This is a genomic window from Micromonospora chalcea, assembly GCF_028768405.1.
Classification (GTDB): Bacteria; Actinomycetota; Actinomycetes; order Mycobacteriales; family Micromonosporaceae; genus Micromonospora; species Micromonospora chalcea.
The window spans coordinates 2634475-2660463 of record NZ_CP118233.1 but is presented as its reverse complement, the minus strand read 5'-3'; the positions used below and the strand labels follow the sequence as shown (position 1 = coordinate 2660463).

Below are 25989 nucleotides of genomic sequence, written 5' to 3'. Positions count from 1 at the left end.
GACGCAGGGTAGCGTGTCGCCCGTGTTCCCTACCGTGCGTGAGGTCCTGGACCTGGTGCCGATGCGCCACGGTGCGCCACGCCTGGTCGCCGGGAACGCCGGGCTGGACCGGCCGGTGCGGTGGGTGCACATCGCCGAGGTGCCCGACATCGCCACCCTGCTCGGCGGCGGGGAACTGGTCCTGACCACCGGGATCGGGCTGCCGGCCGACGACGCCGGGCTGCGCGAGTTCATCGGCACCCTGGCCGACGTCGGCGCCTCCGGACTGGTGGTCGAGCTGGGCCGCCGGTACCTCACCGGAGTGCCCCGGGTGATGGCCGCCGCCGCCGAACGCCGCGGCCTGCCCCTGGTCGAGCTGCGCCGGGGCACCCCGTTCGTCCGGATCACCGAGGCGGTGCACGGGCTGATCGTGGACGCCCAGCTCACCGAGCTGCGCGCCACCGAGGAGATCCACCAGCGGTTCACCGACCTGTCGGTGGAGGGCGCCGAACCGGCCGAGGTGCTGCGGCAGGCCGCCGAACTGGCCGGCTGCCCGATGGTGCTGGAGAACCTGTCCCGGCAGGTGCTCGCGTACGACCCGGCGGGGGAGAACGCGGAACTGCTGCTGGACGGCTGGGAACAGCACTCCCGGCAGATCCGCCCGGCCGGGCGCACCGCGTACGACCCGGGCAGCGGCTGGCTCGTCACCACCGTCGGGGCGCGCGGGCAGGACTGGGGACGGCTGCTGCTGCGCTGGCCCGTCGCCGAGTCCACCCCGCCGACCCGGCTGACCATCCTGATCGAGCGGGCCGCCTCCACGCTGGCCCTGGGGCGGCTGATCCGGCGCGACGCCGAGGGCCTGGAACGGCAGATCCACCGTACGCTGCTGACCGCGCTCATCGACCACTCCCGCCCGGTGGACGAGGTGGCGCTGCGCGCCAAGGCGCTGGGCGTCGTCCTGGACCGACGGCACCTGGTCGGCGTGGTGGTCCGGCACCGTGGCGACGAGCCGGCCGCCGGCCCGGGCGCCGACGCCGACCCCGAGGCCGGTCCGGCCCGCCTGCGCGACCTCGCCGAGGCGGTCGGCCAGGCCGTGCGGGACGCCAAACTCACCGCCCTGACCAGCGCCGTCGACGACCATGCGGTGGGGGCGCTGCTGGCCCTGCCCGACGCGGCCGACGAGGAGAAGGCACTCGCCGCGTTCGCCACGGCGTTGCGCCGGGTACGCCTCGACGCCGCCCCGTCCCGCCCTCCGGCCACCCGCACCGTGGTGGCGGCCGGTTCGGGCGTGGGCAGTCTGCGCGAGGCGCGCCGCTCACTCGTCGAGGCGCGTCAGATCGCCGAGGCGGCGCGGCGGGACCCCCGAGACCTGCCCTGCTACCGGCTGCCGCACGTCGGGCTGGCCGGTCTGCTGCACCTGCTGCGCGACGAGCCCCGGCTGCAGACGTTCGTCGAGCGCGAACTCGGGGCACTGCTCGCGTACGACGCCCAGCACCCGCGTGAGCAGTTGCTCGGCACGCTGCGCGCGTACCTGGAGCAGGGGCGGAACAAGTCGGCGGGCGCGGCCGCGGCGCACCTGTCCCGGCCGGCGTTCTACGAGCGGCTGGCCCGGATCGGCCGCATCCTCGACGCCGACCTGGACTCGGTCGACAGGTGCCTGTCCCTGCACGTGGCCCTGCTGGCCCTCGACGCCATCCGAACCCCCTGACCCACCCCCGGGGCCGTCACGCCGGTCCCGCCGACCCCGCCGATCTTGGACTTGTGGCGCCCGAGATGCCCAAAACCGCGGCTTATGCGCGCCGCCACAACTCCAAGATCGATGGGCCGAGGCGGTGATCATGAGGTTAGGCCGGTGTTTTGCCCGGATTCGCCCCGCTAACTTCATGATCAACGCGGCGGGGCGAGGGCGGGGCGGGCGGGGGCGGGAGCGGGGTGGGTCCAGGTTAGGGCGGTCAGGGTTTTGGCGTAGGGGGGTGGGACGAAGTTCGGGCCGGCGGGGGTGAACACGTCGGAAGTGGCGGCCGCCTGCCAGGCGGTGTCGGGCAGGGCCGCGACCAGGGCGCGTACCACCGGGGCGTCGCGCCACTGCTCCTGCTGGGCGAGCAGGCTCAGCGCGACCACCGACTCCTCCACCTCGCCGACGCACTCGAACGGCTTGTGCCCGTCGACGCCGAGCAGCTCCCGGTAGCCGGGCACCTGGGACTCGTCGGCCAGCAGGTCGCCGCCGAAGATGCCGGTCAGCCGCTCCCGGGGCATGAACGGGGCCATGGCGAGGAACACGAAGCGGCACTTCGGGCAGTCCCGGCACCAGCGCTCGCTCGCGTCGCGCAGCTTGAACGCGGCGTTGCAGCTGGTCACCACCGCGTCGTACCGGTCGATCTCGGCGAACAGCCGGGCGATGTGCAGCTCAGACAGGGAACGCAGCAGCGAGAAGTACGGCTCGGTGAGCCCGGCGTGCTCGGCCAGCGCCGCGCGCAGCAGCCCTTCCGCCTCGACGCCCTTGGACCACTGGTGGTTGATCTCGTGGCCGTTCCAGATCAGGTTCGGGTCGGACGCCGAGCGCTCGTTCGACATCACCACCGGGCCGAGCCCGTGCAGGACGGCGGTGGCCACGGCGATCAGCGAGTTGATCGCGGTGACCGGGATGTGCCCGTTGCGCGCGCCGGCCGCGTTCAGCTCGAACAGCACCGGGTCCAGCCGCCGCCGGGCGGCCAGCGGCACCAGGTCCGACGCCTCGTTCACCGCCACGATCACGTGGTTCGGGTTGACCGAGAAGGGCACCGGGTCGAGGCCGGCGCGGCGCAGCGCCTCCAGCGTGACGATGGAGTCCTTGCCGCCGCCCACGGCCGACAGCGGCCGGCGGTCGGAGTTGTCCAGCGCCGCCGCCGGATCCACCGTCCCGGCGGGCACCTCGGGGCGCAGCTCCAGCACGTGCGGCAGCTCGTTGCGGTACGCGTACTCGGCGAGGCCCTTGGTGTAGACGGCGGTGACCAGCTCGACGGCGGCGGCGCCCAGCGGCGCGGGCAGCACCAGCCGGGGTGGCGCGGCGGCCTTGTAGTAGCTGACGCCGGCGACCACGTGCAGCAGCTCCAGCACCCGCGCCAGGGTGGCCGCCGTGGTGTCGGAGACCGGCTCGGCCGGCAGCGGGAGCGTGATCACCTCGGTGAATCGCTGCTCGCCGTCGGGACCGGTCAGGGCGTAGTCGAACAGGACCTCGCCGGTGGCGAAGTCGATCGAGTAGGACGGGAAGGTGAAGGCGTCCATCCGCCGCAGCTGCTCGTTGGGCACACGCCATACTAGGCCCTGGTTCGTCCGCCCGTGTCCGGCTGGGCCGACCCCCACCGCCGTGCACCGACCGAGTCCGAGGAGAGCCCGTGCGCCTGTCTGATCTGCGCGGACGTCATGTCGCCGTCTGGGGCGCCGGCCGCGAGGGCCGGGCCGCGGTGACCGCGATCGCCGCGCACGGGCCGGCCGGCCTGGTCGTCGTCGACGACAGCGCCAACTTCCTCACGCTGCCCTGGGAGGGTCCGCTGGCCGACGCGGCGCCGCTGGTGACCGGCGAGACGGGCTTCGACCGGCTGGCCGCCGCGGACGTGGTGGTCCGCTCGCCGGGCGTGCCGAACACGCACCCGTGGATGGTGGAGCTGCGCCGCCGGTCCGTGCCCGTCACGCAGGGCAGCGCGCTGTGGATGGCCGACCACGCGGACCGGACCGTCGGGGTGACCGGCAGCAAGGGCAAGAGCACCACGTCCAGCCTGATCAGCCACCTGCTCACCGCGATGGACCGGCCGAACGTGTTCGGCGGCAACATCGGGGTGCCGCTGCTGGACCTGCCGGAGGCGGAGCTGTACGTGCTGGAGCTGTCCAGCTACCAGTGCGCCGACCTGACCGACTCGCCCCGGGTGGCGGTGGTGACAGCGCTGTTCCCCGAGCACCTGGACGCGCACGGCGGTGAGCGGGAGTACTACCGGGACAAGCTGAACCTGATCGCGCACGGCCCGCACGCCGTGGTGGTCAACGGCGCCGACCCGCGCCTGGCCGCGGAGCTGGGCGACCGGGCCGCGATCCGGGCCGGCTCACCGGACACCACGCACGTGTCCTCCGGCCCGGACGGCACGCAGTGGTTCCACCTGCGGGACACGCCGCTGTTCCCGCGCGCGGTGCTGCCGCTGGTCGGGCGGCACAACGAGGGCAACCTCTGCGTCGCGCTCGCCGTGCTGGACGCGCTCGGCGTCGACGTGGTGGCGCGCAAGGACAGCCTCGCCGTCGCGGTCGCCGAGTTCCAGGGCCTGGCGCACCGGCTCACCGAGATCGCCGACCCGTCCGGGCTGACGTTCGTCGACGACACGCTCGCCACCAGCCCGTACGCGGCCATGCACGCGATCGACGCGTACGAGGGGCGGCCGTTGACGGTGATCGTCGGCGGCGCCGACCGGGGGCTGGACTACAGCCCGCTGCGCGCGCACCTGGCCGACCGGGAGGTCACCGTGATCGGCGTGCCGGACAGCGGCCCCCGCATCGTGGAGGCGCTGTCCGGGCTGCCGTCGGTGCGTACCGAGCTGGCCGACGACCTGGTCGCCGCCGTCGGGCTGTCCCGCAAGCTCACCCCGGCCGGCGGGGTGGTGCTGCTGTCCCCGGCCGCGCCGAGCTACGGCCGGTTCCGCAACTTCGAGCACCGCTCCGAGGTGTTCGCGCAGGCGGTGGCGGACACCGCCCGCTGAGTCAGCCGCGTTCCGCCCGGGCGTCCCGCGACGGCCCCGGCTCGGCCGACAGGAGCGCGTCGAGCGACTCGGTGGGCGCCGAGCTGTCCACCGGTTCACGCGGCCCGGGCGCGGTGGCGGCGACCGCCGTGCCGGCGGCGGGTGTCGCCTCGGCGCGGGCCGGCCGCTGCTTGACCGGGGTCCAGGCGAACGCGAGCGCCCCGCCCACCAGCGCCAGCAGCATGCCGACCAGGAACCCGCCCAGATTCGAGGTCAGCCAGGAGGCCAGCCCGAGCACCAGGGAGAGCACCGCGTAGAAGACCCGTTGCTGCGGGGTGGTGATCAGCAGCACGCCGCAGATCACCAGGATCGCCGGGACCAGGTACGCGGCCAGGCCCTGCGGCCCGACGTGCAGCAGGACGCCGAGCGGCGCGCGCAGCGTCACCAGCATCTCCGCGCCGCCGAGCGCAATGAGCAGCCCGGCGGTGAACGGTCGCGCGCGCCGCCAGCGCCGCCAGCGTGCGCGGACGCCGGCGGCCGTGTGCTGTCCCGGGCTCATGTCAGCACCCGTCGGAGCTGAAGCCCATGCGCAGGTTGGGCAGCGTGAAGATCGCGGCGGTGGTGGCGTAGTTGTTCTGCCGCAGGTTGGTGATGGTCACCGTGTCGGCCTGCTGGGCGAACACGCCCGGGTTGCCCTTGACCCCGGGGACCTTGTCGACGGTGCTGGCGTCCTGCCCGACGTCGATGTTCTTGAAGGAGGCGTTGCCGGCGATCTCGTCGCCGTCGACCACGAGCGTGCGGGCGGTCACCGGCTTGCCGGAATTGCCGGCGGTGATCCGCAGGTTGGTTCCGCCGAGATTGATGCTCTGGCAGAGGTTGGTCAGTTCGGCCTTGTCGATGGCCGAGACGATCACGAGCACCTGCCCGCCGGTGTCGCCCTGGTTGGGGCTGTCCGGGATCATCTGGTCGAGCGTGGCGAACTGCTCGAACCCGGTCCCCTCCAGTTTGTCCGCGGTGACGGTGAACGGCATGCCCGAGATGGCGAACTGCGCGCCGAGGACACCCTGCGCGGTGAGCATCACCATGCCGGCCGCGCCGACGGTCACGGTGCCGAGCGTGACGGCGAACCGGCGCCAGCGTACGCCGCTTCTCGGTTGATCGATCTGCTCCGACATGCTGGCTCCCTTTCGAGATCAATTCATCCGCGACGATGTGAATTGGATTCGCGGGGCGTCCGCGCCGGGTGGGCGCAGGCCGAAGTTACCGCTGAGTAAAGGGCCGGTCAACTGCCTGTAGCAGATCATTGGACGGCATTTGCCAAAAGCGGCCAAAGTGAAAAACCGCTGCGGTTTCTGATCGGTCAGGGATGAGCGGGCGGCGCGCACGGCGCCGTGGCGGCCGGTCCGTCGTCCGGTCGGGCGGCCCGGGCGGCGCGCCGGGCGCCCTCGGGACCGAGGAACGGCGCGGTGGCCGCGTACGTGAGCACCGGCAGCAGCGCCGGCAGCTCGTCGGCCCGCCCCTGCGCCACCCGCTCACGGATGGTGGCGTGGATGCCGCCGACCACAGTGGACACCAGCGCGTCGCGATCGACCTCCGCCGGCTCCGGACCGGTGCCGGCGAAGAACCGGCGGAAGCTGCGCAGCAGCGCGTCGCGTTCCCGGCGCGCGTCCGGGCCTGCGGCGTCCACCTCGACGAGTGCCATCCGGGCGAACGCGGGCACGCTCGCCAGCACGTCGAGCAGCGTGCGCAGCGCCGCGCGTGCCGCGTCCGGCCAGGCCGGGCCGGCGTCGCGGTAGGCGTCCTCCATCAGGTGCGACACCACGGCGATGCCGTGCCGGTACGCGGCCAGGAACGCGTCCTGCTTGCCGTTGAACAGCGCGTAGAACGCGGGCCGGGTGACTCCGGCCGCGTGGCAGATGTCGCTGACCCGGGCGTTGTCGTACCCCCGGGCGGCGACCTCCCGGACCAGCCCGTCGAAGAGGCGGTCGCGCTGGGTCGCCGCCACCTCCTCGGCCGGCACCCGGCGCGGGCCGCGCTTGATGGCGCGGTCCGGGTCGCGGCCGTGGCGGGCGCCCGGCAGGGGTGCGGGTGCCGGTGACGGCGGGCTCGGGATGGTCACCTGTCGACCTCTCTCGATGCGTTGACTTTACGACCCTCCGGGGTTTATAACTTTCGACACGCTCAGTTCACGCCCCGTCACCGCTGGTGATCTCTCCTCGTCGGTCACCCCGTACGTGTCGAAGGAGGGCCGGATGGCTGCCATTATCGCCGCGCGCACCCGTCCCCCCAAGGCCGGAAAGACCGAGGTGACGCGGCGTCGCCGCACTGCGCCACGCCGCCCGGCCCGCTGAGGCCGCAACGGCGCACCACCACCATCGGCGGCCCGGCCGCCGCACCCACCGGCTCCGTCCACCCCGGACGCCGCCGGAACCGTTTCCTGTCCCACCGCCGGAAGGAACAACCATGCCCAGGTACGGACGCATCGGCGCGGGTCTCGCCGCCCTGGCGCTGCTGACCGGTCTGGTCGGCGCCGCCCCCGCCACCGCCGCACCCACCACCTCGCTGGCCAGCAACGTGCTGACCTACCCGACCGTCGCCGGCACCGCCGTGTCGGTGGGCGACGTCATCCAGGCCAGCCTGCGCAGCGGCACGAACGCCACGTTCTACTCCTCGTCCAGCGGCACCACCGGCATCAAGTGCGCCGCGTCCAGCTTCAGCGCCAAGGTGCTGACCAACCCGACCGCCCCCGGCACCGCGACCGAGAGCCTGACCGCGCAGTCGTTCTCCAGCTGCACCACGAACGTCTTCGGCACCACCGGCGTGCAGAGCATCACCGTGAACAACCTGCCGTACACCACGTCGGTGACCAGCGCCGGCGTGGTCACCATCGCCGGCACGGCGGCCGCGCCGATCCAGAGCACCGTCGTGCTCAACTCGCTGCTCGGCGCGATCACCTGCGTCTACCGCACCAGCACGAACACGCTGACCGGTACGGCGTCCAACGGCACCAACTCGATTACCTTCACCAACCAGACCCTGACCAAGTTCTCCGGCCCGTCGCTGTGCTTCGGCACCGCGTACTTCACCGCCTCGTACTCGCCGGTGAAGGACACCAGCAAGACCGGCAGCCCGGCGGTCTACGTCAACTGACACCCGCTCCCGGGCCGGTGCGCGGCGGTACGCCGGGCGCCGGCCCGCACGCCGGTTCAGCCGGCCGTCAACGTGGCGTGCAGCGCGCGCATCGACCGCAGCGCCGACCGGATCTCCTGCAGGTAGCGGCCCGGCGTCAGGGTCGGCTCCGGCACGTCGACAGCGGCCCGGGCGGCCGGGTCCACGCCGACCGTCTCGATGCCGCACCCGTACGGCACGGCGAGCGTCCGCAGCGCGTCGCAGTGCTGGAACGGCACGTAGATCGGTGCGGTCACCATCAGCACCTCGTCGCCCGCGCGCAGCCGCACGTGCTCGGCCCAGAACCGCTGCGTGTCGGCGGTGTGCGCGCGACGCCGGTCCGGCTCGCTCGACGGCGCGGCGAGCACCCGTACCGGGGGCAGCCCGGCCGGCCGGTAGGTGCGCGAGGACCAGGACCGGTGCGGATGACCGGCGGGCTCGCCGCGTTCGTCGTCCGGCTCGGCCACCCCGAACGCCAGCCGCACCCCGGCGTCGAGGACGTCGACCTCGGTGGCGCAGCCGGACACCCCGGCCGCGTCGAGCGTGCGGCACTCGACCGCCGAGAGCGGCCGGAAACTGCCCAGCACCGCCACCTCGCCGGTCACCCCGGCCGCCGTCCGGGCCAGCATCGCCGCGTACGCGGTGCGCCGCAGGCAGGCGTGCGCCAGCCCGCCGAGCACCAGCAGGTGCGCGTACCCGGATCGGGCCGGCGCGACGGCGCGGACCAGGCCCAGCGTGGCGGCCGCGCGCAGCACCAGCCCGGCGGTGGCCGGGTCGAACGCCGGCTCCCGGGCGTCCGGGCGTTCCCGTCCCTGCCGGAAGTCCCAGCGGCGGGCGGAGAACACGTCCAGGCCGGCCAGCACCGCCGCGAGGTCGCCGTCGGGCCAGTCGCCGCCGAAGTGCGCCACCAGATCCCGCACCGGGGCGGACTCCACCCAGGACCGGATCCCGGCCAGGAGGTCCGCCCGCGTCGTCCCCGCCACGCCGCCCGGCAACGTCACCTGATCCGTCCGCACCCGCCGGATGCTACCGCCGGGCCGGCCCGCGAAGTGCCAGTTGTCCCGCCCCCGCTCGTGGTGGGAACGTGCGGGGATCCACCTCCGCTGAAGGGTGCGCCGATGACCTCCGACGACCTGCTGGCCCGGCACCGCGCCGTGCTCCCGTCCTGGATGCCGCTCTACTACGCCGAACCGCTGGAACTCGTCGCCGGGTCCGGTCGCCGGGTCACCGACGCGGCCGGCCGGACCTATCTGGACTTCTTCGGCGGCGTGCTGACCACGATGGTCGGCCACGACATCCCGGAGATCCGGGAGGCGGTCGAGCGGCAGCTGCGGACCGGGCTCGTGCACACCTCCACGCTCTACCTGATCCGCCGGCAGGTCGAGCTGGCCGAGAAGATCGCCCGGCTCTCCGGCATCCCGGACGCCCGCGTGTTCTTCACCAACTCCGGCACCGAGGCGAACGAGGCCGCGCTGCTGGTCGCCACGAACCACCGGCGCTCGCACCAGATCCTCGCGGTGCGCAACAGCTACCACGGCCGGTCGTACGCGACGATGGGCGTCACCGGCAACCGCGGCTGGTCGGCCAGCGCGCTGAACCCCTTGCAGGTGGCCTGGCTGCACTCGGGGGAGCGGCTGCGCGGGCTGCTGGCCCGGCTCGACGCCGCCGACCGGGTCGACGCGGCGGTCGAGGACCTGCGCGAGGTGCTCGCCACCCAGACCGCCGGCGACGTGGCCTGCCTGATCGCCGAGCCGGTCCAGGGTGTCGGCGGCTTCGTGCACGGCCCGGACGGGCTCTTCGCCGCCTGGAAGAAGGTGCTCGACGAGCACGGCATCCTGCTGATCAGCGACGAGGTGCAGACCGGGTGGGGCCGTACCGGCGAGCACTTCTGGGGCTACCAGGCGCACGGCGTGACCCCGGACCTGCTCACCTTTGCCAAGGGCATCGGCAACGGCTTCGCGCTCGCCGGGGTGGTCGGCCGGGCCGAGGTGCTGGAGTCGGTGCCGGCGATCAGCTTTTCCACGTTCGGCGGCAACCCGGTGTCCACCGCGGCCGGCAACGCGGTGCTCGACTACCTGCTCGACCACGACCTCCAGGGCAACGCCGCCCGGGTCGGCGCGATCCTCGGCGACGGCCTGCGCGCGGCCACCGCCGGGCTGGACCGGGTCGCCGAGGTACGCGGCAAGGGCCTGATGCTCGCCGTCGAGTTCGTCCACCCGGGCACGGTCGAGCCGGACGCGGCGCTGACCACCCGCGTGTTCGAGGCGTGCCGGGCCAGCGGCCTGCTGGTGGGCAAGGGCGGCCTGTACGGCAACGTGATCCGGATGGGCCCGCCGCTGACGCTCACCGAGGACGAGGCCCGGGAGGGCCTGGCGATCCTGGTCGACGCGATCCGCGCCTCGATCGAGGCGTGACCATCAGCCCGGCCGGTCCCGTCCGGACCTGAGCAGCCGCAGCAGACCCGCCCCGGCCAGGTACGCCACCAGCGCCGGGGCGGGCAGGCCCAGCGGCTCCGGTCCCTCTTTGGGCGTGAGGCTGTTCAGCAGCAGGCCGACGAGCACGCCCGCATACCCGGCGAGGGCCAGCCCGGCGCGCAGCCGCCGCCTCCCGACGCCGGCCGGGCCGGTCGCGGCCGGGCGGCGGGTCCGGGCCTCGACCGGGCCGAAGACGGCGACCAGCACGGCCAGCACCGCGGCCAGCGCGAGCAGCCACGGTACGCGCCACGCCCACCAGGCCGCCGAGCCGACCGGGGGAGTGGGCAGCACGCCGAGCGCGTCCAGCAGGCCGACCAGCAGCACCGCGGCGGTCAGGTGCCAGAGGAACAGGGTGAGCACCACGGCGTTGACCGCGAGCACCGCCTGCCAGGGGCCGGACCGGCGCAGCCAGCGCCCGGCCGGGCGTCGCAGCAGCAGGATCAGGCCGAGTTGGGCGGCCGCGGCGGCCATCAGCGCCAGGCTCGGCGGTGCCGCGTTGTCCAGCCGCTCGCCGGGTACGTGGAGCATCGCCACCGGGTACGGTCCGGCCACCGTGAGCAGCACCAGCGCGACCAGGCCGCCGCCGAGCAGGACCGCCCCGGCCCGGCCGGACAGCGGCAGCCGGCGGCGGAACAGGCCACGCGGCGCGGCGTGTCCGGCGCGGTTGTCCGGCCGGGCGGCGTCGTACCAGGCGAACCCGACCTGGTGTACGGCCAGCCAGCCCAGCAGGTAGTTGCCGTCGGCGAGCACGGCCGGGCCGAGCAGGCGGCCGAGGTCGCCGAGCGCGACCAGGGCCACGAGCGCCACCGGCACGGCGAGCCCGAACCGGCGGTGCAGCGCGTACATCGGCGGGGTCAGCGCCACCACCGCCACGTAGGCGACCAGGAACCACAGCGGGATGGTGGCGAACCAGATCACCTCGCGCACCTGCGCCGCGTCGGCGCCGCGCAGCGTGGCGACTCCCGCTCCCGCCGCCAGGACCAGCAGCAACACGGTGGTGGGGCGGATCAGCCGGGCGCTGCGGTCGACCAGCCAGCCCGTCGCCGAGCCGCCCCGGCGGCGGCGTGAGGTGAGCGAGGCGGCGTTGGCGTAGCCGCCGACCAGGAAGAACACCGGCATCACCTGGGCCACCCAGGTCAGCGGCCAGGCCCAGCGCAGGTCCGCCAGCGCGGAGTGGCCGGCGGGGCGGCCGTTGTCGTACCCGATCACCGTGACGCCCCAGTGGCCGAGCACGACCATGGTGATGGCCAGCGCCCGGAGCAGGTCGATGTAGCGCTCCCGCCCCGGCGGCGTGCGTTGCGCGAGCTGCCGCAGGCGGCGCATGAAGTCAGGCTAGGCCAGCGCGCCGCGACCGGTACGGATAACGGATCGGTCGAGAGGGGTTGTGGTCCCCGTCGCACTGTCGTAGAAATTCTTCAGTGGAAATGCCTTATGTGAAGACAAGCGACAGATCGTTCACCGGGCGTACCCGAACCGAGGAGATGCGATGAACAGGCGTGAGATCCTTCGGCGCAGCGCCGCCGCCGGCCTGCTGGCCACCCCTGCCGCCGGCCTGCTCGCCGGCTGCGCCACCTCCGGTGGCGGCGACGAGGGCGACGGCGGCGCGTACAAGGGCACGAAGAGTGAGCAGAACCCGCTCGGCGTGGCCGAGGACGCCCCGCTGGAGGTGGTGATCTTCAACGGCGGCTTCGGGGAGGACTACGCCAAGGCCCACGAGGCCATGTACAAGGAGCGGTACCCGAAGGCGGAGATCAAGCACTCGGCCACCGCGGAGATCAGCAAGACGCTCCAGCCCCGCTTCGTCGACGGCAGCCCGCCCGACGTGGTGAACAACTCCGGCGCCGGCCAGATCGACTTCAACGGCCTGGTCTCCCAGAACGCGCTCGCCGACCTGGGCGAGCTGCTCGCCGCCCCCAGCCTCGACACGCCCGGCAAGACGGTCAAGGACACGCTGCTGCCCGGCACCGTGGAGGTCGGCTCCTACGACGGCCGGTTCCTGGTCCTCAACTACACCTACACGGTGTACGGCATCTGGCACTCCACCAAGCTGTTCGCCGACCGTGGCTGGGAGGACGCCAAGACCTGGGACGACCACATCGCGCTCTGCCGCCGGATCAAGGCCGCCGGCATCGCCCCCTGGACGTACGCCGGTGTGCACCCCCGCTACATGAGCTGGCCGCTGATCTCCACCGCGATCAAGCTCGGCGGCCCGTCCGTGGCGCTGGCGATCGACAATCTGGAGCCGAACGCCTGGAAGTCGGACGCGATGAAGACCGCCGCCGACGCCTGGCACCAGATCGTCAAGGACAAGTTCATCCTCGCCGGCTCCCCGGGCCTGGACCACAAGCAGTCGCAGACCGCCTGGTGCCAGGGCAAGGCCGCGTTCATCTCCTGCGGCTCCTGGCTGGAGAGCGAGCAGAAGGACGTCACCCCGCCCGGCTTCAACATGACGGTCGCGCCCACGCCGAGCCTGGGCAGCGGCGACAAGCTGCCGTACGAGGCGATCCGCGGCACCGCGGGCGAGCCGTTCATGGTGCCGGCGAAGGCGAAGAACGTAGCCGGTGGCCTGGAGTACTTCCGGACCATGCTGTCCCGCAAGGGCGCGCAGGACTTCACCAAGAAGGTCGCCAGCCTGCCCGTGGTCGCCGGCGCCACCGAGGGCGTCGACCTGCCGTACGGGCTCAGCACCGTGGTCAAGGCGCTCGACGCGTCCGGGTCCAACGGCTTCAACTGGGTCTACAACAACTACTACCGCAAGCTGGAGCGCAACCTCGTCGACGCGGCCTGCGGCGAGTTCTTCAGCGGACGGATCGGCCCGGCCGAGTTCCTCGACCAGTGCCAGAAGGGCGCCGACTCGATCGCCGGAGACAGCTCGGTCAAGAAGTACAAGCGGTCCGCGTGATGCGACAGGGTCGCCTCCCCCTGATCCTCACGTTCCTGCTGCCCCCGCTGGCGCTGTACGGCATCTTCGTGCTCTCGCCGTACCTCCAGGCTTTTCAGATCTCCACCACCGACTGGATGGGCTACTCCGCGCAGGCCGACCCGGTCGGCATGGCGAACTTCCGCACGCTGCTGCACGACGGGTACGTGTGGAACGCCCTGAAGAACAACGCGATCCTGCTCGCCGTGGTGCCGGTGGTGACGATCGGGCTGGGCCTGTTCTTCGCCAGCATGCTCACCATGGGCGGCCGCCGGGGCCGGGCCGGGGTGACCGGGGTGCGGGGCACCTCGGTCTACCGGCTCGTCTACTTCTTCCCGCAGGTGCTCTCCGTGGTGATCATCGCGCTGCTCTGGAAGGAGATCTACAGTCCGACGAGTGGCCTGCTCAACGGCGCCCTGCGCGCCGTCGGGCTGGCCACCCCGGCCTGGCTCGGCGACCCGCGCTTCGCGTTCTGGTGCGTGCTGGCGGTGATGGTGTGGAGCAACGTCGGCTTCTACGTGGTGCTCTTCGGCGCCGCCATGCAGGCCATCCCGCGTGACATCTACGAGGCGGTGCTGCTCGACGGCGCGTCCCGCACCACGATGCTGCGGAAGATCACCATTCCACTGCTCTGGGACACCATCCAGGTCGCGTGGATCTACCTGGCCATCGCGGCGCTGGACGGCTTCATCCTGGTCCAGCTCATGACCAACGGCGGGCCGAACTTCTCCTCCGACGTGATCGGGCTGCGGATGTACGACACGTCGTTCGGCAGCGAGAACAAGTTCGGGTACGCCTCGGCGATCGGTGTGGCGATGTTCTTCCTGACCCTCTCGGTGGCGGTGCTGGCGCTGCGCACCGCCCGGCGCGATCGGATCGAGTACTCGTGACCACCGTGGACACCGGCGCCCCGGGCGCCGAGGCGACCCGCGCGGCGACCCCGGCCGACCGTCCGCCCCGGCGTGAGCTGGGCGTGGCGAACGTCTTCTCGCACGGCTTCCTCATGCTCTGGGCGGCCATGACGGTGCTGCCGCTGGCCTGGATGGTGCTCAGCTCGCTGAAGAGCAACGGCGAGATCATCGCCGAGCCGTGGGGGCTGCCCGAGGCGCTGCGCTTCGACAACTGGGCGCGGGCCTGGAGCACCGCGCACATCGGCCGGTTCTTCTTCAACAGCCTGGTGGTGGTGTCCGGCTCGCTGAGTCTGACCATGCTGCTCGGCGCCACCGCCGCGTACGTCTTCGCGCGCTACGAGTTCCGCGGCCGGCAGGTGGTCTACTACCTGTTCGTCGGCGGCATGATGTTCCCGGTGTTCCTGGCCCTGGTGCCGCTGTTCTTCGTGGTCCGCAGCGTCGGCCTGCTCGGCACCTGGCCCGGCCTGATCCTGGTCTACACCGCCTACTCGCTGCCGTTCACGGTGTTCTTCCTGACCGCGTTCTTCCGGACGCTGCCGACCTCGGTGGCGGAGGCCGCGCTGATCGACGGATGCGGGCACTTCCGGCTGTTCTTCCGGGTGATGCTGCCGATGGCGCGACCGGGACTGATCAGTGTCGGCATCTTCAACTTCCTGAGCCACTGGAACCAGTTCCTGCTGCCCCAGGTGCTCATCCCCGGCGACGGGCAGGACCGGATGCTCGCCCAGGGCCTGAGTTCGCTCGCGGTCAGCCAGGGCTACGCCGGTGACTACGCCCAGTTGTTCGCCGGCCTGACCATCGCGGTGCTGCCGGTGCTCGTGGTGTACGTGGCGTTCCAACGTCAGGTCCAGTCCGGACTGACCGCGGGGCAGCTCAAGTGAGGTGGTTGCCACAGGCAACGGGGCAGTGGGGAAGATCGAACTGACCTAGGGTGGGCCGGCACGCTCATCTATCGACAGGAATCTCATGTTCTTCCTCATCTACACGCTGTTGCTGCTGCTCGGCGGCATCGCGATGGTCGCGGTAGGCGTGGCCGTCAAGGAACAGGGGACCGGCTCCCGCATCCTCAACGTAGTCGTCGGCCTGGCCTTCTTCGGGTACGGCTTCTACCTGCTGTTCCTCTTCGACGGCGACAGCTACCGGATCTTCTTCTACGTCTTCGTCCTGCCGATCCTGCTGATCGTGCGCGCGGTGAAGGCGCGCAAGGAGGCACGCGAGCAGGCGGCGGCGCAGCAGTTCGCGGGCGGGCCGCAGCAGCCGGGGATGTACCCGGCGGGGCAGGGTCAGCCCGCGCCGTACGGCGCGCCGCAGGGTCAGCCGGCGCAGTACGGCGCGCCGCCGCAGGGGTATCCCGGTCAGGCGCCGCAGCAGCACGCGGCGTACCCGCCGCACGCCGGGCAGCCGGCGCCGCAGGGCTGGCAGCCGGGGCAGCCGGGCGGTCCGAACGCCTGAGCGGGTGACGGAGGCCGGTCGGCAGATCCCGGCCGGCCTTCGTTCCGCTTGACCGGTAGGAAATCTCCTACCTATGCTGGCGGGCATGTCCGTCACTCACGCGCAGATCGTCTCCGTCCCCGTCGGCGACCAGGACCGGGCCCGCGACTTCTACGTCGACGTCCTCGGCTTCGACCTGGTCCGGGACAACCCGATGCCGGACGGCCGCTGGGTCCAGGTGGCGCCCCGGGGCGCGGTGACCACGCTGACGCTCGTCACCTGGTTCGACAGCATGCCGGCCGGCTCGCTGCGCGGGCTGGTGCTGGAGAGCGACGACCTCGACGCGGACGTGGCCCGGCTGCGCGAGCGGGGGGTGGCGTTCGCCGAGGACAGCGTCCAGGTCGTGCCCTGGGGGCGCTATGTCACCTTCGCCGACCCGGACGGCAACGGGCTCGTCCTGCAGGAGACCCGTGTCTGAGCCGGACGTGTTCGCGGCGCTGGCCAACCCGACCCGGCGGGAGGTGCTGCGGCTGCTCCGCGACGAGGGGGAGCAGCCGGTGCAGCGGCTCGCCGACCGCTTCGAGATGCGGCGTCCCAGCCTGTCGGAGCACCTGCGGGTGCTCAAGGACGCCGGGCTGGTGACCGAGCGGCCCGTCGGCCGGCAGCGGGTCTACGCGCTGCGCCCCGAGCCGCTGCGGGAGGTGGCCGACTGGCTCACCCCGTACGAGCGGTTCTGGCGGCAGCGGCTGGCCGGCCTGGGCGACGTGCTGGACGCGATGCCGGATGAGTGAGCCGACCCGCATCGCGGTGGACCAGTTCCTGCCGCACCCGCCCGCCAAGGTGTGGCGCGCGCTGACCGATTCCGATCTGATCGGACGCTGGCTCATGCCGAACGACTTCCGGCCCGTACGCGGGCACCGGTTCACGTTCCGGACCGACGCGCGACCCGGCCAGCGGTTCGACGGGACGGTCCACTGCGAGGTGCTGGAACTGGACGAGCCGCGCCGGATGCGGTGGGCCTGGCGCGGCGGCACGCTCGACACGGTGGTCACCTGGACGCTTGTGCCCGAGGGGCGGGGCACCCGGCTGTTCCTGGAGCACGCCGGGTTCGATCCGGACGATCCGCTTCAGCGGCGTACCTTCACGCTGCTCGACGGCGGCTGGCGTACCCACGTCTGGGCGCGCCTCGCCGCCGCGCTGACCGCGCTGCCCTGACCCGCCGCAGCGCGGGTCAGGCGGGTGGGGGCACGAGGCGGGCGTGCAGCGCCGCCGGGTCGGTCACCTCGGGCAGGTCCCGGGCGGCGAGCCAGGCCGCGGCGGCGGCCCCGTCCCCGGCGCTGAGCAGCGGCGCGTCCGGCCAGCGTTCGGCCAGCTCCGCGCGTACCGCGCCGGCCAGCGGCGTGTCGCCGGTGAGCAGCCCGCCGCCGAGCACCACGGGGTCGGCCGCTCCCGGCGGGCGGATCCGGGACACGCTCTGCGCCAGCGCCGCGGCGGCCTCGGCGATCAGCGCGACCGCCGTGGGCTCCCCGTCGCGGGCCGACGACACCACGAGCGGCGCGAGCCGGGCCAGCTCCACCGGCGGTCGGCGGGTCACCGCCTGCACCACGGCGTCGACCGTCGCACGCGGTCGGTCGTCCACAGCGGTCGCGCCGGTCAGTTCCGACAGCACCCGTCGGCCCAGGTCGCCGGGGGCTTGTGCGCGGTCCAGACCGGTCAGCAGCCGGCGGACCGCCTCGCGGCCGAGCCAGAACCCCGAGCCGGCGTCGCCGAGCAGCCAGCCGTGGCCGTCGGCGACACGGTCCAGCCGCAGGTCGCGTACCTGGGCGGCGATCGCGCCGGTGCCGGCGATGAGCACAGTGCCGTCCGGGGCGGCGGTGCCGGAGGCGTAGGCGACCAGCGCGTCGCCGTGCACCGCGTACGGGCAGCGCAGTCCCGCCTCGGCCCAGGCGCTGTCGAACGCGTCGCGGCCGTTCGGGTCGGCCAGGAGACGGCCGGCCCCGGCGAGGCCGATGACGCCGGCGCGTACCCGGGTCGGGTCGATGCCGGCGAGCGCCGCGCGCAGGGCGGTGAGCAGCTCGGCGGCGGCCCGGTCGGCGCCGTGACTGGTCGGGTTGCCGCCGCCGGCCCGGCCTTCGCCCAGGCGGGCGCCGTCGAGGCTGAGCGCTGCCGCGCGGGTCGACGTACCCCCGACGTCGAGGCCGACCACGACGGTGTCCGACATGGTCCCCATGCTGGTCGGCCGCGTCGCCGGACGCAAGATCGCGGTCGTGCGCCAGGTAACAGTTTGAAAACTTCGCCCACGGCCTTGACACGGAGGGGCCTTCAGTAAGAACTTTTACCACTAACAGTTAACACTCTTTTCCGAAAGGCGCCCGCCGATGGTCGAGCACGAGGTGGAGACTTCCGCGGCGACCGCGGTGGTCGATGCCGGTCCGGCCGACCGGCTGGGCGCCGACGGTGTGCTGGCCCGGGTCCGGGCCGGCGCGGGGGAGTTGACCGGCGCGCTGCGCCGGGTCGCCGAGCACGTGCTCAGCGACCCGGAGGCGGCGGCCCGGGCCACCATCGTCGAACTGGCCGAGCGCAGCGGCACGTCACCGGCGACCATCACCCGGTTCTGCCGGGCGATGGGCTTCGAGGGGTACGCCGACCTGCGGCTCGGCATCGCCGCCGAGACCGGACGGGCCCGCTCCGCCGGCTGGACCGTCGACATCGGACGCGAGATCCAGCCCGGCGACCCGCTGTCCCGGGTGCTCGACCAGATCATGGCCGCCGACACGCGGGCCATGCACGACACCGCCGCGCTGCTGGACCTGGCCGAGGTGGAACGCGCCGCGGTCGCCATCGCCGGGGCCAGCCGGGTGAACATCTTCGGGGCCAGCGGCAGCGCGCTGGTCGGCGAGGAGATGCAGTTCAGCCTGCACCGCATCGGGGTCGCGGCGTGGGCCTGGAACGACGTGCACGAGGGGCTGGCCAGTGCCGCGCTGCTGGGCGCCGGGGACGTCGCGCTCGGCATCTCGCACACCGGGCAGACCCGGGAGACGATCGAGCTGCTCGCCGAGGCCGGCAGCCGCGGCGCGACCACAGTCGCGCTGACCGGATTCCCCCGCTCGCCGCTGGCCGAGCTGGCCGACATCGTGCTGGTCACCGCCAGTCAGGCGACCACGTTCCGGCCGGACGCGCTCTCCGCCCGGCATCCCCAGCTCGTCGTGCTCGACCTGCTCTACATCGCGGTGGCGCAGCGTACCCACGACCGCGCCCACGCGGCCTTCCGGCGTACCGCCCAGGCCGTCGACGGGCACAAGGCCGCGAAGGGGTCCCTCTCATGATCAGTGCCCAGCGGTACGCCGACGCGGTCCGCCCGGTGCTCGACCGGCTGGTCGACACCCAGGCGGTCGCGGTGGACCGGGCGGCCGACCTGATCGCCTCCGGCCTGCGCGCCGGCGGCGTCCTCCAGGCGTTCGGCGCCGGTCACTCCGAGGCGTTCGCCGCCGAGCTGGTCGCCCGGGCCGGCGGCCTGGTCCCCGCCAACCGGCTCTCCCTGCACGACCTCGTGCTGCACGGCGACGCGCCCCGCGACGTGCTCGCCGATCCGAAACTGGAACGCGACCCGGCCGTGGCGCACCAGCTCTACGCGCTGGCGGCGCCGCAGCCGGAGGACGTGTTCGTGGTCGCCTCGCAGTCCGGCATCAACGGCTCGGTGGTCGAGCTGGCGACGCTCGTCAAGCGCGGCGGCCACCAGCTGATCGCTGTCACCTCGGTCGAGCACACCGCCCGGGTAGCTCCTCGGCACCCGTCCGGGCACCGGCTCGCCGACCTCGCCGACGTCGTGCTGGACAACGGCGCGCCGTACGGCGACGCACTGCTGCCGCTCGAGGGCGGCGGCGCGGTCTGTGCGGTCTCCTCGGTCACCGCGGCGCTGCTGGCGCAGCTGCTGACCGCCGAGGTCGTACGACGGTTCCACCAGGCCGGAGAGGTACCCCCTGTCTACCTCTCCGCCAACGTCCCCGGTGGGGACGAGCACAACCTCGCCCTCGAGTCGCGGTACGCCGGGCGCCTCCGGCGGACCGCCTGACCCGACACCACAAGGAGAGACAAGATGTCGGTTACTCCCGAGAAGTTCGGCGACGTCAGCCGTCGGACCCTGCTGCAGCGTGCCGCGGCGGCCGGTCTGCTGGCCGTACCGGCGGCCGGTCTGCTCAGCGCCTGCGCCGGCAGCGAGCCGAGCAAGTCCGACGGCGGCGGCGCGGCCAAGAGCAAGGACAACCCGTTCGGCGTCAAGGACGGCAGCGCGGTCAAGGTGGTGGTCTTCAACGGCGGCCTGGGCGACCAGTGGGCCAAGGAAGACAAGGTCATCTTCAACGCCAAGCACCCGAACATCACGGTCAACATGTCTTCCACCCAGAAGATCAAGACCGAAGAGCAGCCCAAGATGGCGACGCAGCCGAGCGACCTGGTGATGAACTCGGGCGCCGACATGATGGACCGCAGCACGCTGATCAACGAGGGCGCGATCGAGCCGCTGGACGACCTGCTCACCGCGCCGGCCTGGGACAGCGAGGGGACCGTCGCCGACAGCCTGCTGCCCGGCACGGTCGCCGACGGTACGCAGAACGGCAAGTTCTACGTCGTCAACGTGGCGTACACGGTCTGGGGCAACTGGTACAACGCGGCCCTGTTCAAGAAGGAGGGCTGGACGGCGCCGACCACCTGGGACGAGTTCTTCGCGCTCGCGCCGAAGATCAAGGCCAAGGGCATGGCGCCGTACGTGCACGACGCGGTGCACGGCTACTACCCGCGCTGGGCGCTGTTCGCCAGCATCTGGAAGGCGGTCGGCAAGCAGGCCGTCGTCGACATCGACAACCTGAAGGACGGCGCCTGGAAGGCCGACGGCATCGTCGCGGCGCTGGAGCCGTGGGAGAAGCTGGTCAAGGACAAGCTGCTGCTGCCGGGCAAGCTCGACCACACCCAGTCGCAGCAGGCGTTCCTGGACGGCAAGGCGGCCTTCATCCAGGTCGGCACCTGGCTGAAGAACGAGATGGCCGCGACCATCCCGCCGGGCTTCGAGATGACCATCTCCGACTACTGGAGCAAGAGCGGGGACAAGGCCGCCAAGGACGTCTTCGCCTCCTCCGGCGAGGGCTTCGTGGTGCCGAGCAAGGCGCCGAACAAGGAGGCCGCGAAGGAGTTCCTGCGGGCCATCCTCTCCAAGGCCGGCTCGGCGAAGTTCGCCGAGCTGACCAAGTCGCTGGCCTCCACCAAGGGCTCCGGCGACAACGTCCAGGACACCGCGCTGGCGTCGGCGAACTCGCTGATGAAGAACGGCAGCTCGGACCTGATCTCGGTGAAGTTCCCGGACTTCTACGCCGACCTGGACAAGGAGAGCCAGAACCTCTCCGAGGAGCTCATGGCCGGCCGCCTGACCGCGCAGCAGTTCGTCGACAAGATGCAGGCGGCCGCCGACAAGGTCGCCAAGGACTCGTCGATCAAGAAGCAGACCCGCACCGCCTGATCACCGCGAGGAAGTGAGTCCAATGCGGCACGGAGTCGCGCGTTTCGTCACGGGCTTCCTGGCCCTGCCCGTCGCGCTGTACCTGTTCTACGTGGTGTGGCCGTTCGCCCAGGCGGCGGGATACTCGCTGACCGACTGGGGCGGGTACTCCGATTCCCAGCGCTTCGTCGGGCTGGACAACTACGTCCGGCTGTTCTCCGACGAGCTGATCCGGAAGGCGTTCTGGCACAACGTGTTCTTCCTGGTCACCGTGCCGCTGTTCACGATCGCGCTGGCCCTGTTCCTCGCGTTCCTGCTCAACGTGGGCGGACGCGAGGACAGGGCCGGCATCCGCGGAGTCTTCGGCTCCGGGATCTACAAGGTCATCTTCTTCTTCCCGCAGGTGCTGTCGCTGGTGGTCATCGCCGTCATGTGGCAGCAGATCTACCGCACCGACGGGCAGGGCCTGATCAACGGCCTGCTCATCAAGATCGGGCTGGTCGACGCGGACAACCCGATCGCCTTCACCGCCGACCCGGAGCCGTTCCTCGGCGTGCCGGCGGTGCTCTGGTGGCTGCTGTTCATCGCGGTGTGGAGCGGCGCCGGCTTCTACATGGTGCTGTTCTCCGCCGCGATGCAGTCGATCCCGAAGGACATCTACGAGGCCGCCATCCTCGACGGCGCCGGCCGGTTCCACACGTTCTTCAAGGTGACGCTGCCGCTGCTGCGGGACAGCATCTCGGTCGCCTGGGTCTATCTGGGTTTCATCGCGCTGGACATGTACGCGCTGGTCTTCGTCATGACGCCGAGCCAGGGCGGACCGAACCACGCCAGCGAGATCTTCGCCTCGGTGATCCAGTTCAACGCCTTCCAGAAGGGCCAGTTCGGTTACGCCTGCGCGATCGCCGTCGCGCTGGCCATCTTCACCATCCTGCTGGCCGCGCTCCAGCTGAGGATCACCCGCCGTGAGCGGATCGAGTTCTGAGGAGGTCTGGACGATGAGTACGGTGACGCACCCCTCCGGTCCGGCCCGGTCCGACACGGCGCCGCCGGCCCGCCCGCCCGCGGCCCGGCGGGACGTCGGCAACGGCTTCGGCGGCCGGATCTTCAACGGCTTCTCGCACCTGTTCCTCGCGGTCTGGGCGATCATGGTGGTCTACCCGCTGCTGTGGGTGGTGATGTCGGCGCTCAAGACCGACTCCGAGGTGATCCGCGAACCGCTGTCGCTGATCCCCGACGCGCTGCAGTGGGACAACTTCGCCCGGGCCTGGACCGCCGGGATCGACAGCTTCTTCCTGAACACGCTGCTCGTGCTCGTGTTCAGCGTGACGCTGACGATGCTGCTCGGCTCGATGGCCGCGTACGCGCTGGCGCGCTACGAGTTCCGCGGCAACCGGCTGATCTACTGGATGTTCCTGTCCGGGCTGACGCTGCCGATCTACCTGGCCGCGGTACCGCTGTTCAAGGGCGTCTACAACACCGGGGTGAGCCTCCCGCTGCTCGGCCCGAACAAGCACCTCATGCTGATCCTGGTCTACGTGGCCTGGTCGCTGTCGTTCACGATCTTCTTCATGCACTCGTTCTTCCGGACGCTGCCCGACTCGATCGCCGAGGCGGCCCAGGTAGACGGGGCGTCGCACAGCCGCACCTTCTTCAGCGTGATGCTGCCGATGGCCAAGCCGGGCCTGATCAGCATCGGCATCTTCAACGTGCTCGGCCAGTGGAACCAGTGGTACCTGCCGACGCTGCTCATGCAGTCGGTCTCCGGCGAGCCGAAGAACCAGGTGATCGCCCAGGGGCTGATCGAGCTGTCGGTCAACCAGGGCTACAAGTCGGACTGGAGCGGACTCTTCGCTGGTGTCACCATGGCGATGCTGCCGGTGCTGATCGTGTACATCGTCTTCCAGCGCCAGGTGCAGTCCGGCCTCACCGCCGGCGTCGGCAAGTAACCCGCCGGACGCAAGGAAGGGCCCCTTCTTAACGCTGAGCGTTAAGAAGGGGCCCTTCCTCTACCGCAGGCGTTAAGAGGGGGCCCTTCCTTACACGCGGAGCGTGTCGGGGGGAGGGGGCAGAATGCGTCCGTGCTGATGGCGGTGGTGGCGGACGAGCGGGGCGGCGGCGTGCTGCAACCGCTGCACGCCGACGGCACCCCGGCCGGCCCGGCCGAGGAGGTCACCGACCTGGCCGCCGCGGTGGCCGCCCGCGAGGCCGCCGGGCACCCCCGCTGGCTCTGGGCCGCCTGGGTGGGCGTCTACCCGGCGCTGCTGCGCGCCGGGGTGCGCCTCGACCGCTGCCACGACGTCGAGCTGACCGAGGCGCTGCTGCTCGGGCACGCCGGCCGTTGGGGCGAGCCCCGCGCGCTGCCGGCCGCCTGGGCCCGGCTGACCGGCGCGCCGGTACCGCCGGACCCGGCGCCCCGCCCGCCCGAGCCGCCGGGCCAGGCCCAGGCCGCGCTCTTCGAGCCGCCGTCGGGCCCGCCCGGTCCGGGCGTCACGGCGTTGACCCGGGTGTACGCCGACCAGCTCGCCCGGATCGCCGCGACCACCCATCCCGGCCGGTTCCGGCTGCTGGTGGCCGCCGAGTCGGCGGGCGCGCTGGTCGCCGCCGAGATGGGCGCGGCCGGTCTGCCGTGGCGCGTCGACGTGCACGACGCGATCCTGGCCGACCTGCTCGGTGAGGCGTCACCGGTGGGCGGGCCGCCGCGTCGGCTGGCCGAGTTGCAGGCCCGGATCGCCGACGCGTTCGGCGTACGCCAGGTGCACGCCGACTCGCCGGCGGAGCTGTTGCGGGCGTTCGCCCGCGCGGGCGTGGACCTGCCGAACACGCGGGCCTGGGTGCTGCGCGGGGTGGAGCATCCGGCGGCGCCGCTGGTCCTGGAGTACAAGGAGCTGTACCGGATCTGGACGGCGCACGGCTGGGCCTGGCGCGACGCCTGGGTCGCCGGCGGCCGGTTCCACCCGGAGTACGTGCCGGGCGGCGTGGTCTCCGGCCGGTGGGCGACCCGGGGCGGTGGGGCGTTGCAGATCCCGAAGGTGATCCGGCAGGCAGTGGTGGCGGACCCGGGCTGGACGTTCGTGGTCGCCGACGCGGGCCAGCTCGAACCGCGCGTGCTCGCGGCGGTCTCCGGTGACGAGCGGCTCGCCGCGGCGGGTGGGGCCGGTGACCTGTACGCCGCGCTGGCCCGGGACGCGTTCGCCGGTGACCGGGCGAGGGCCAAGGTGGCCCTGCTCGGGGCGATGTACGGGCAGACCGGCGGCGCGGCGGTGCCGGCGCTGGCGGTGCTGCGGAAGAACTATCCGACCGCGTTCGGCTACGTGGAGGCGGCGGCGCGCACCGGTGAGGCGGGTGGGCTGGTCCGGTCCTGGCTGGGGCGTACCTGCCCGCCGGGGTCGGCGGGGTTCGCCGAGGGTGACGAGGCGCTGCCCGACGGCGAGGCCGACCCGCACAGCCCGTCGGCCCGGGCGGCCCGGTCGCGTGGTCGTTTCACCCGTAATTTCGTCATCCAGGCGACTGCCGCCGAGTGGGCCTCCACGCTGCTGGCGACGCTGCGCACCGAGCTGGCGGGCACGGAGGCGGAGCTGGTGTTCTTCCAGCACGACGAGGTGGTGGTGCACTGCCCGGCCGGGCGGGCGGCGGCGGTCGCGGAGGCGGTCACCGCGGCCGGCGCGCGGGCCACGCGGTTGCTGTTCGGCGACACTCCGGTCCGGTTCCCGCTCGACACGTCCACTGTCGACTGCTACGCAGACGCGGCATAGTCACGCAAATTTCCGTTTTGCCCCGCTACCCGCATCCGGTCGTGCTCGTTGGGCCCGGTGTGCGTACGACGGGACGGACCGGGCGGCTGTGCCCGGTCCGTCCCCTGATCGAGGGGGCACAGCTGAACCGGATCGCTGCAATGATCATCGCCGCCGGAGGCGGCCGCCGCATCGGCGGACCCGAAGCGCTGCTGCACCAGGGCGAGAAGCCGCTGGTGAGCCAGATGATCGACACGATGGCCGAGGCGGGCTGCGCACAGGTCGTGGTCGTCCTGGGCGCGGCGGCCGAGCAGGTGCGTCAGACCACCGACCTGACCGGCGCCACGGTCGTGGTCAACCGCGCGTGGGGCACCGGCGTGGGCTCCTCGATCCGGGCCGGGCTCGCCGCGCTCACCGACGACGACATCGAGGCCGTCGTCGTGGTGCCGGTGGACATGCCCGGGCTCACCGCGGCGGCGGTCCGCCGGGTGACCGCGCTGCCGTACCCGGACGTGCTGGTCTGCGCCACCTATGACGGGCTGCGCGGTTACCCGATGCTGTTCGGCCGCCGCCACTGGTCCGGCATCGCCACGCTGGCCAGCGCCGACGTCGGCGCCCGGCCGTACCTGCTGGCGCACAAGGACCAGATCGTCGACATCGCCTGCGACTCGGTGGCCGACGGCAGCCGGATCGACAGTCCGGAACTGATGGCGCTGTACGGCCTGTCCATCCCCGAACAGCGCGTCGGCGCCTGAGGCGCGCCCGCCTGTCGGACCCGGGTGCCAGGATCGGACCGTGGCCTACGACGAGGACCTGGCGAACCGCGTACGCGAACGCCTCGGGGGTGAGCCCGGGATCACCGAGCGGCGCATGTTCGGCGGCCTGGCGATGATGCTGCGCGGCAACATGGCGGTGGTGGTGCGCGGCGCGGGCGGCCTGATGGTCCGGGTCGACCCGGCCGAGGCCGACCGAGCGCTCGCCGAGCCCGGCGCCGAGGCGACCGTCATGCGGGGCTGGGTGATGCGCGGCTGGGTCACCGTGTCGCCCGCCGCCTGCGAGCGCGACGCCGACCTGGCCCGCTGGGTCGACCGGGGGGTCCGCTTCGCGCGTACGCTGCCGGCGAAGTAGCCCGCCGGATATCCGGGTGCGCGCCCGGCCCGGCCCGTCCTACGCTGCGGCCAGTC

The 25989-nt window shown here is 72.5% G+C and carries 26 protein-coding genes; 19 read left to right on the top strand and 7 right to left on the bottom strand.

All coding sequences use genetic code 11. The features are described 5' to 3' along the window. The first annotated feature begins 22 nt into the window (after positions 1 to 22). Positions 23 to 1687 (top strand): PucR family transcriptional regulator, encoded by a 1665-nt coding sequence (locus PVK74_RS11180; protein WP_449843714.1) that lies wholly within the window; start codon positions 23 to 25, stop codon positions 1685 to 1687. A gap of 179 nt (positions 1688 to 1866) precedes the next feature. On the opposite strand, the gene PVK74_RS11175 is transcribed toward PVK74_RS11180, so the two are convergent. Beyond that, positions 1867 to 3267 (bottom strand): MurL-like N-terminal domain-containing, encoded by a 1401-nt coding sequence (locus PVK74_RS11175; protein WP_274479036.1) that lies wholly within the window; start codon positions 3265 to 3267, stop codon positions 1867 to 1869. A gap of 86 nt (positions 3268 to 3353) precedes the next feature. On the opposite strand from PVK74_RS11175, the gene murD reads away from it, so the two are divergent. After that, positions 3354 to 4700 carry a UDP-N-acetylmuramoyl-L-alanine--D-glutamate ligase gene (murD, locus tag PVK74_RS11170; RefSeq protein ID WP_274479035.1) on the top strand — a complete coding sequence of 449 codons (1347 nt, stop codon included), beginning with the start codon at positions 3354 to 3356 and terminating at the stop codon, positions 4698 to 4700. 1 nt (position 4701) lies between these two features. Here murD and PVK74_RS11165 read toward each other — a convergent pair whose 3' ends face one another. The 3 genes from PVK74_RS11165 to PVK74_RS11155 form a co-directional block, all read right to left on the bottom strand. Next, entirely contained in the window at positions 4702 to 5238 is a 537-nt protein-coding gene (locus tag PVK74_RS11165) for a DUF6114 domain-containing protein (RefSeq protein ID WP_113972448.1), read from the bottom strand. Between the two features lies 1 nt (position 5239). Continuing rightward, the gene (locus PVK74_RS11160) at positions 5240 to 5854 is read right to left on the bottom strand and encodes a DUF6230 family protein (RefSeq protein WP_030500319.1); all 615 of its coding nucleotides are present in this window, start codon (positions 5852 to 5854) and stop codon (positions 5240 to 5242) included. 185 nt (positions 5855 to 6039) lie between these two features. Then, positions 6040 to 6798 (bottom strand): TetR/AcrR family transcriptional regulator, encoded by a 759-nt coding sequence (locus tag PVK74_RS11155; protein ID WP_043329745.1) that lies wholly within the window; start codon positions 6796 to 6798, stop codon positions 6040 to 6042. A gap of 344 nt (positions 6799 to 7142) precedes the next feature. Between PVK74_RS11155 and PVK74_RS11150 the strand changes: the two genes are divergently transcribed. After that, positions 7143 to 7829, top strand: a complete 687-nt coding sequence (locus tag PVK74_RS11150; protein WP_030500321.1) for a hypothetical protein — start codon at positions 7143 to 7145, stop codon at positions 7827 to 7829. 56 nt (positions 7830 to 7885) lie between these two features. Here the strand turns inward: PVK74_RS11150 and PVK74_RS11145 are convergent, their stop codons facing one another. After that, on the bottom strand, positions 7886 to 8848 hold the full coding sequence (locus PVK74_RS11145) for a hypothetical protein (RefSeq protein WP_338020360.1): 963 nt from the start codon (positions 8846 to 8848) through the stop codon (positions 7886 to 7888). Between the two features lie 117 nt (positions 8849 to 8965). Here PVK74_RS11145 and PVK74_RS11140 point away from each other — a divergent pair, with 117 nt between their 5' ends. Next, complete coding sequence (locus PVK74_RS11140) at positions 8966 to 10261, top strand: aspartate aminotransferase family protein (RefSeq protein WP_274479033.1); 1296 nt, start codon at positions 8966 to 8968, stop codon at positions 10259 to 10261. A gap of 3 nt (positions 10262 to 10264) precedes the next feature. Here the strand turns inward: PVK74_RS11140 and PVK74_RS11135 are convergent, their stop codons facing one another. Next, a complete protein-coding gene (locus PVK74_RS11135) occupies positions 10265 to 11644 on the bottom strand; it encodes an acyltransferase family protein (protein WP_274479032.1) in 1380 nt (459 codons plus the stop codon). A gap of 163 nt (positions 11645 to 11807) precedes the next feature. Between PVK74_RS11135 and ngcE (PVK74_RS11130) the strand changes: the two genes are divergently transcribed. The 7 genes from ngcE (PVK74_RS11130) to PVK74_RS11100 all read left to right on the top strand — a co-directional run bounded on the left by ngcE (PVK74_RS11130) (position 11808) and on the right by PVK74_RS11100 (position 16798). Then, positions 11808 to 13223: an N-acetylglucosamine/diacetylchitobiose ABC transporter substrate-binding protein gene (gene ngcE, locus PVK74_RS11130; protein ID WP_043329751.1), complete on the top strand. Its 1416-nt coding sequence runs from the start codon at positions 11808 to 11810 to the stop codon at positions 13221 to 13223. Then, positions 13223 to 14131 carry a carbohydrate ABC transporter permease gene (locus PVK74_RS11125; RefSeq protein WP_113972445.1) on the top strand — a complete coding sequence of 303 codons (909 nt, stop codon included), beginning with the start codon at positions 13223 to 13225 and terminating at the stop codon, positions 14129 to 14131. The genes ngcE (PVK74_RS11130) and PVK74_RS11125 overlap by 1 nt, the downstream gene beginning before the upstream one ends. Beyond that, the gene (locus PVK74_RS11120; RefSeq protein WP_051611443.1) at positions 14128 to 15033 is read left to right on the top strand and encodes a carbohydrate ABC transporter permease; all 906 of its coding nucleotides are present in this window, start codon (positions 14128 to 14130) and stop codon (positions 15031 to 15033) included. Before PVK74_RS11125 ends, PVK74_RS11120 begins: the two co-directional genes overlap by 4 nt. 85 nt (positions 15034 to 15118) lie before the next feature. Then, positions 15119 to 15604 (top strand): hypothetical protein, encoded by a 486-nt coding sequence (locus PVK74_RS11115; RefSeq protein ID WP_274479031.1) that lies wholly within the window; start codon positions 15119 to 15121, stop codon positions 15602 to 15604. 85 nt (positions 15605 to 15689) lie between these two features. Then, the gene (locus PVK74_RS11110; RefSeq protein WP_043331143.1) at positions 15690 to 16061 is read left to right on the top strand and encodes a VOC family protein; all 372 of its coding nucleotides are present in this window, start codon (positions 15690 to 15692) and stop codon (positions 16059 to 16061) included. After that, on the top strand, positions 16054 to 16374 hold the full coding sequence (locus PVK74_RS11105) for an ArsR/SmtB family transcription factor (protein WP_030500330.1): 321 nt from the start codon (positions 16054 to 16056) through the stop codon (positions 16372 to 16374). Before PVK74_RS11110 ends, PVK74_RS11105 begins: the two co-directional genes overlap by 8 nt. Further along, the gene (locus PVK74_RS11100; RefSeq protein WP_113972443.1) at positions 16367 to 16798 is read left to right on the top strand and encodes an SRPBCC family protein; all 432 of its coding nucleotides are present in this window, start codon (positions 16367 to 16369) and stop codon (positions 16796 to 16798) included. Before PVK74_RS11105 ends, PVK74_RS11100 begins: the two co-directional genes overlap by 8 nt. 16 nt (positions 16799 to 16814) lie before the next feature. Here PVK74_RS11100 and PVK74_RS11095 read toward each other — a convergent pair whose 3' ends face one another. Beyond that, positions 16815 to 17804: an N-acetylglucosamine kinase gene (locus PVK74_RS11095; protein ID WP_274479030.1), complete on the bottom strand. Its 990-nt coding sequence runs from the start codon at positions 17802 to 17804 to the stop codon at positions 16815 to 16817. A 157-nt stretch (positions 17805 to 17961) separates the two neighbouring features. Between PVK74_RS11095 and PVK74_RS11090 the strand changes: the two genes are divergently transcribed. The 8 genes from PVK74_RS11090 to PVK74_RS11055 all read left to right on the top strand — a co-directional run bounded on the left by PVK74_RS11090 (position 17962) and on the right by PVK74_RS11055 (position 25933). Beyond that, a complete protein-coding gene (locus tag PVK74_RS11090; RefSeq protein ID WP_043329763.1) occupies positions 17962 to 18909 on the top strand; it encodes a MurR/RpiR family transcriptional regulator in 948 nt (315 codons plus the stop codon). Then, entirely contained in the window at positions 18906 to 19655 is a 750-nt protein-coding gene (locus PVK74_RS11085; RefSeq protein ID WP_030500334.1) for a sugar isomerase domain-containing protein, read from the top strand. Before PVK74_RS11090 ends, PVK74_RS11085 begins: the two co-directional genes overlap by 4 nt. Before the next feature lie 24 nt (positions 19656 to 19679). Then, positions 19680 to 21092 (top strand): N-acetylglucosamine/diacetylchitobiose ABC transporter substrate-binding protein, encoded by a 1413-nt coding sequence (gene ngcE, locus PVK74_RS11080; RefSeq protein WP_043329765.1) that lies wholly within the window; start codon positions 19680 to 19682, stop codon positions 21090 to 21092. Positions 21093 to 21114: 22 nt separating this feature from the next. Continuing rightward, positions 21115 to 22056 carry a carbohydrate ABC transporter permease gene (locus PVK74_RS11075; protein WP_043329767.1) on the top strand — a complete coding sequence of 314 codons (942 nt, stop codon included), beginning with the start codon at positions 21115 to 21117 and terminating at the stop codon, positions 22054 to 22056. Between the two features lie 13 nt (positions 22057 to 22069). Next, a complete protein-coding gene (locus PVK74_RS11070; RefSeq protein ID WP_274479029.1) occupies positions 22070 to 23020 on the top strand; it encodes a carbohydrate ABC transporter permease in 951 nt (316 codons plus the stop codon). Positions 23021 to 23158: 138 nt separating this feature from the next. After that, a complete protein-coding gene (locus PVK74_RS11065; RefSeq protein WP_274479268.1) occupies positions 23159 to 24826 on the top strand; it encodes a bifunctional 3'-5' exonuclease/DNA polymerase in 1668 nt (555 codons plus the stop codon). Positions 24827 to 24966: 140 nt separating this feature from the next. Continuing rightward, positions 24967 to 25560, top strand: coding sequence for a nucleotidyltransferase family protein (locus PVK74_RS11060; protein WP_030500339.1), 594 nt, complete (start codon positions 24967 to 24969; stop codon positions 25558 to 25560). A gap of 40 nt (positions 25561 to 25600) precedes the next feature. Continuing rightward, a complete protein-coding gene (locus PVK74_RS11055; protein WP_064445374.1) occupies positions 25601 to 25933 on the top strand; it encodes a TfoX/Sxy family protein in 333 nt (110 codons plus the stop codon). The last annotated feature ends 56 nt before the right edge of the window (positions 25934 to 25989 follow it).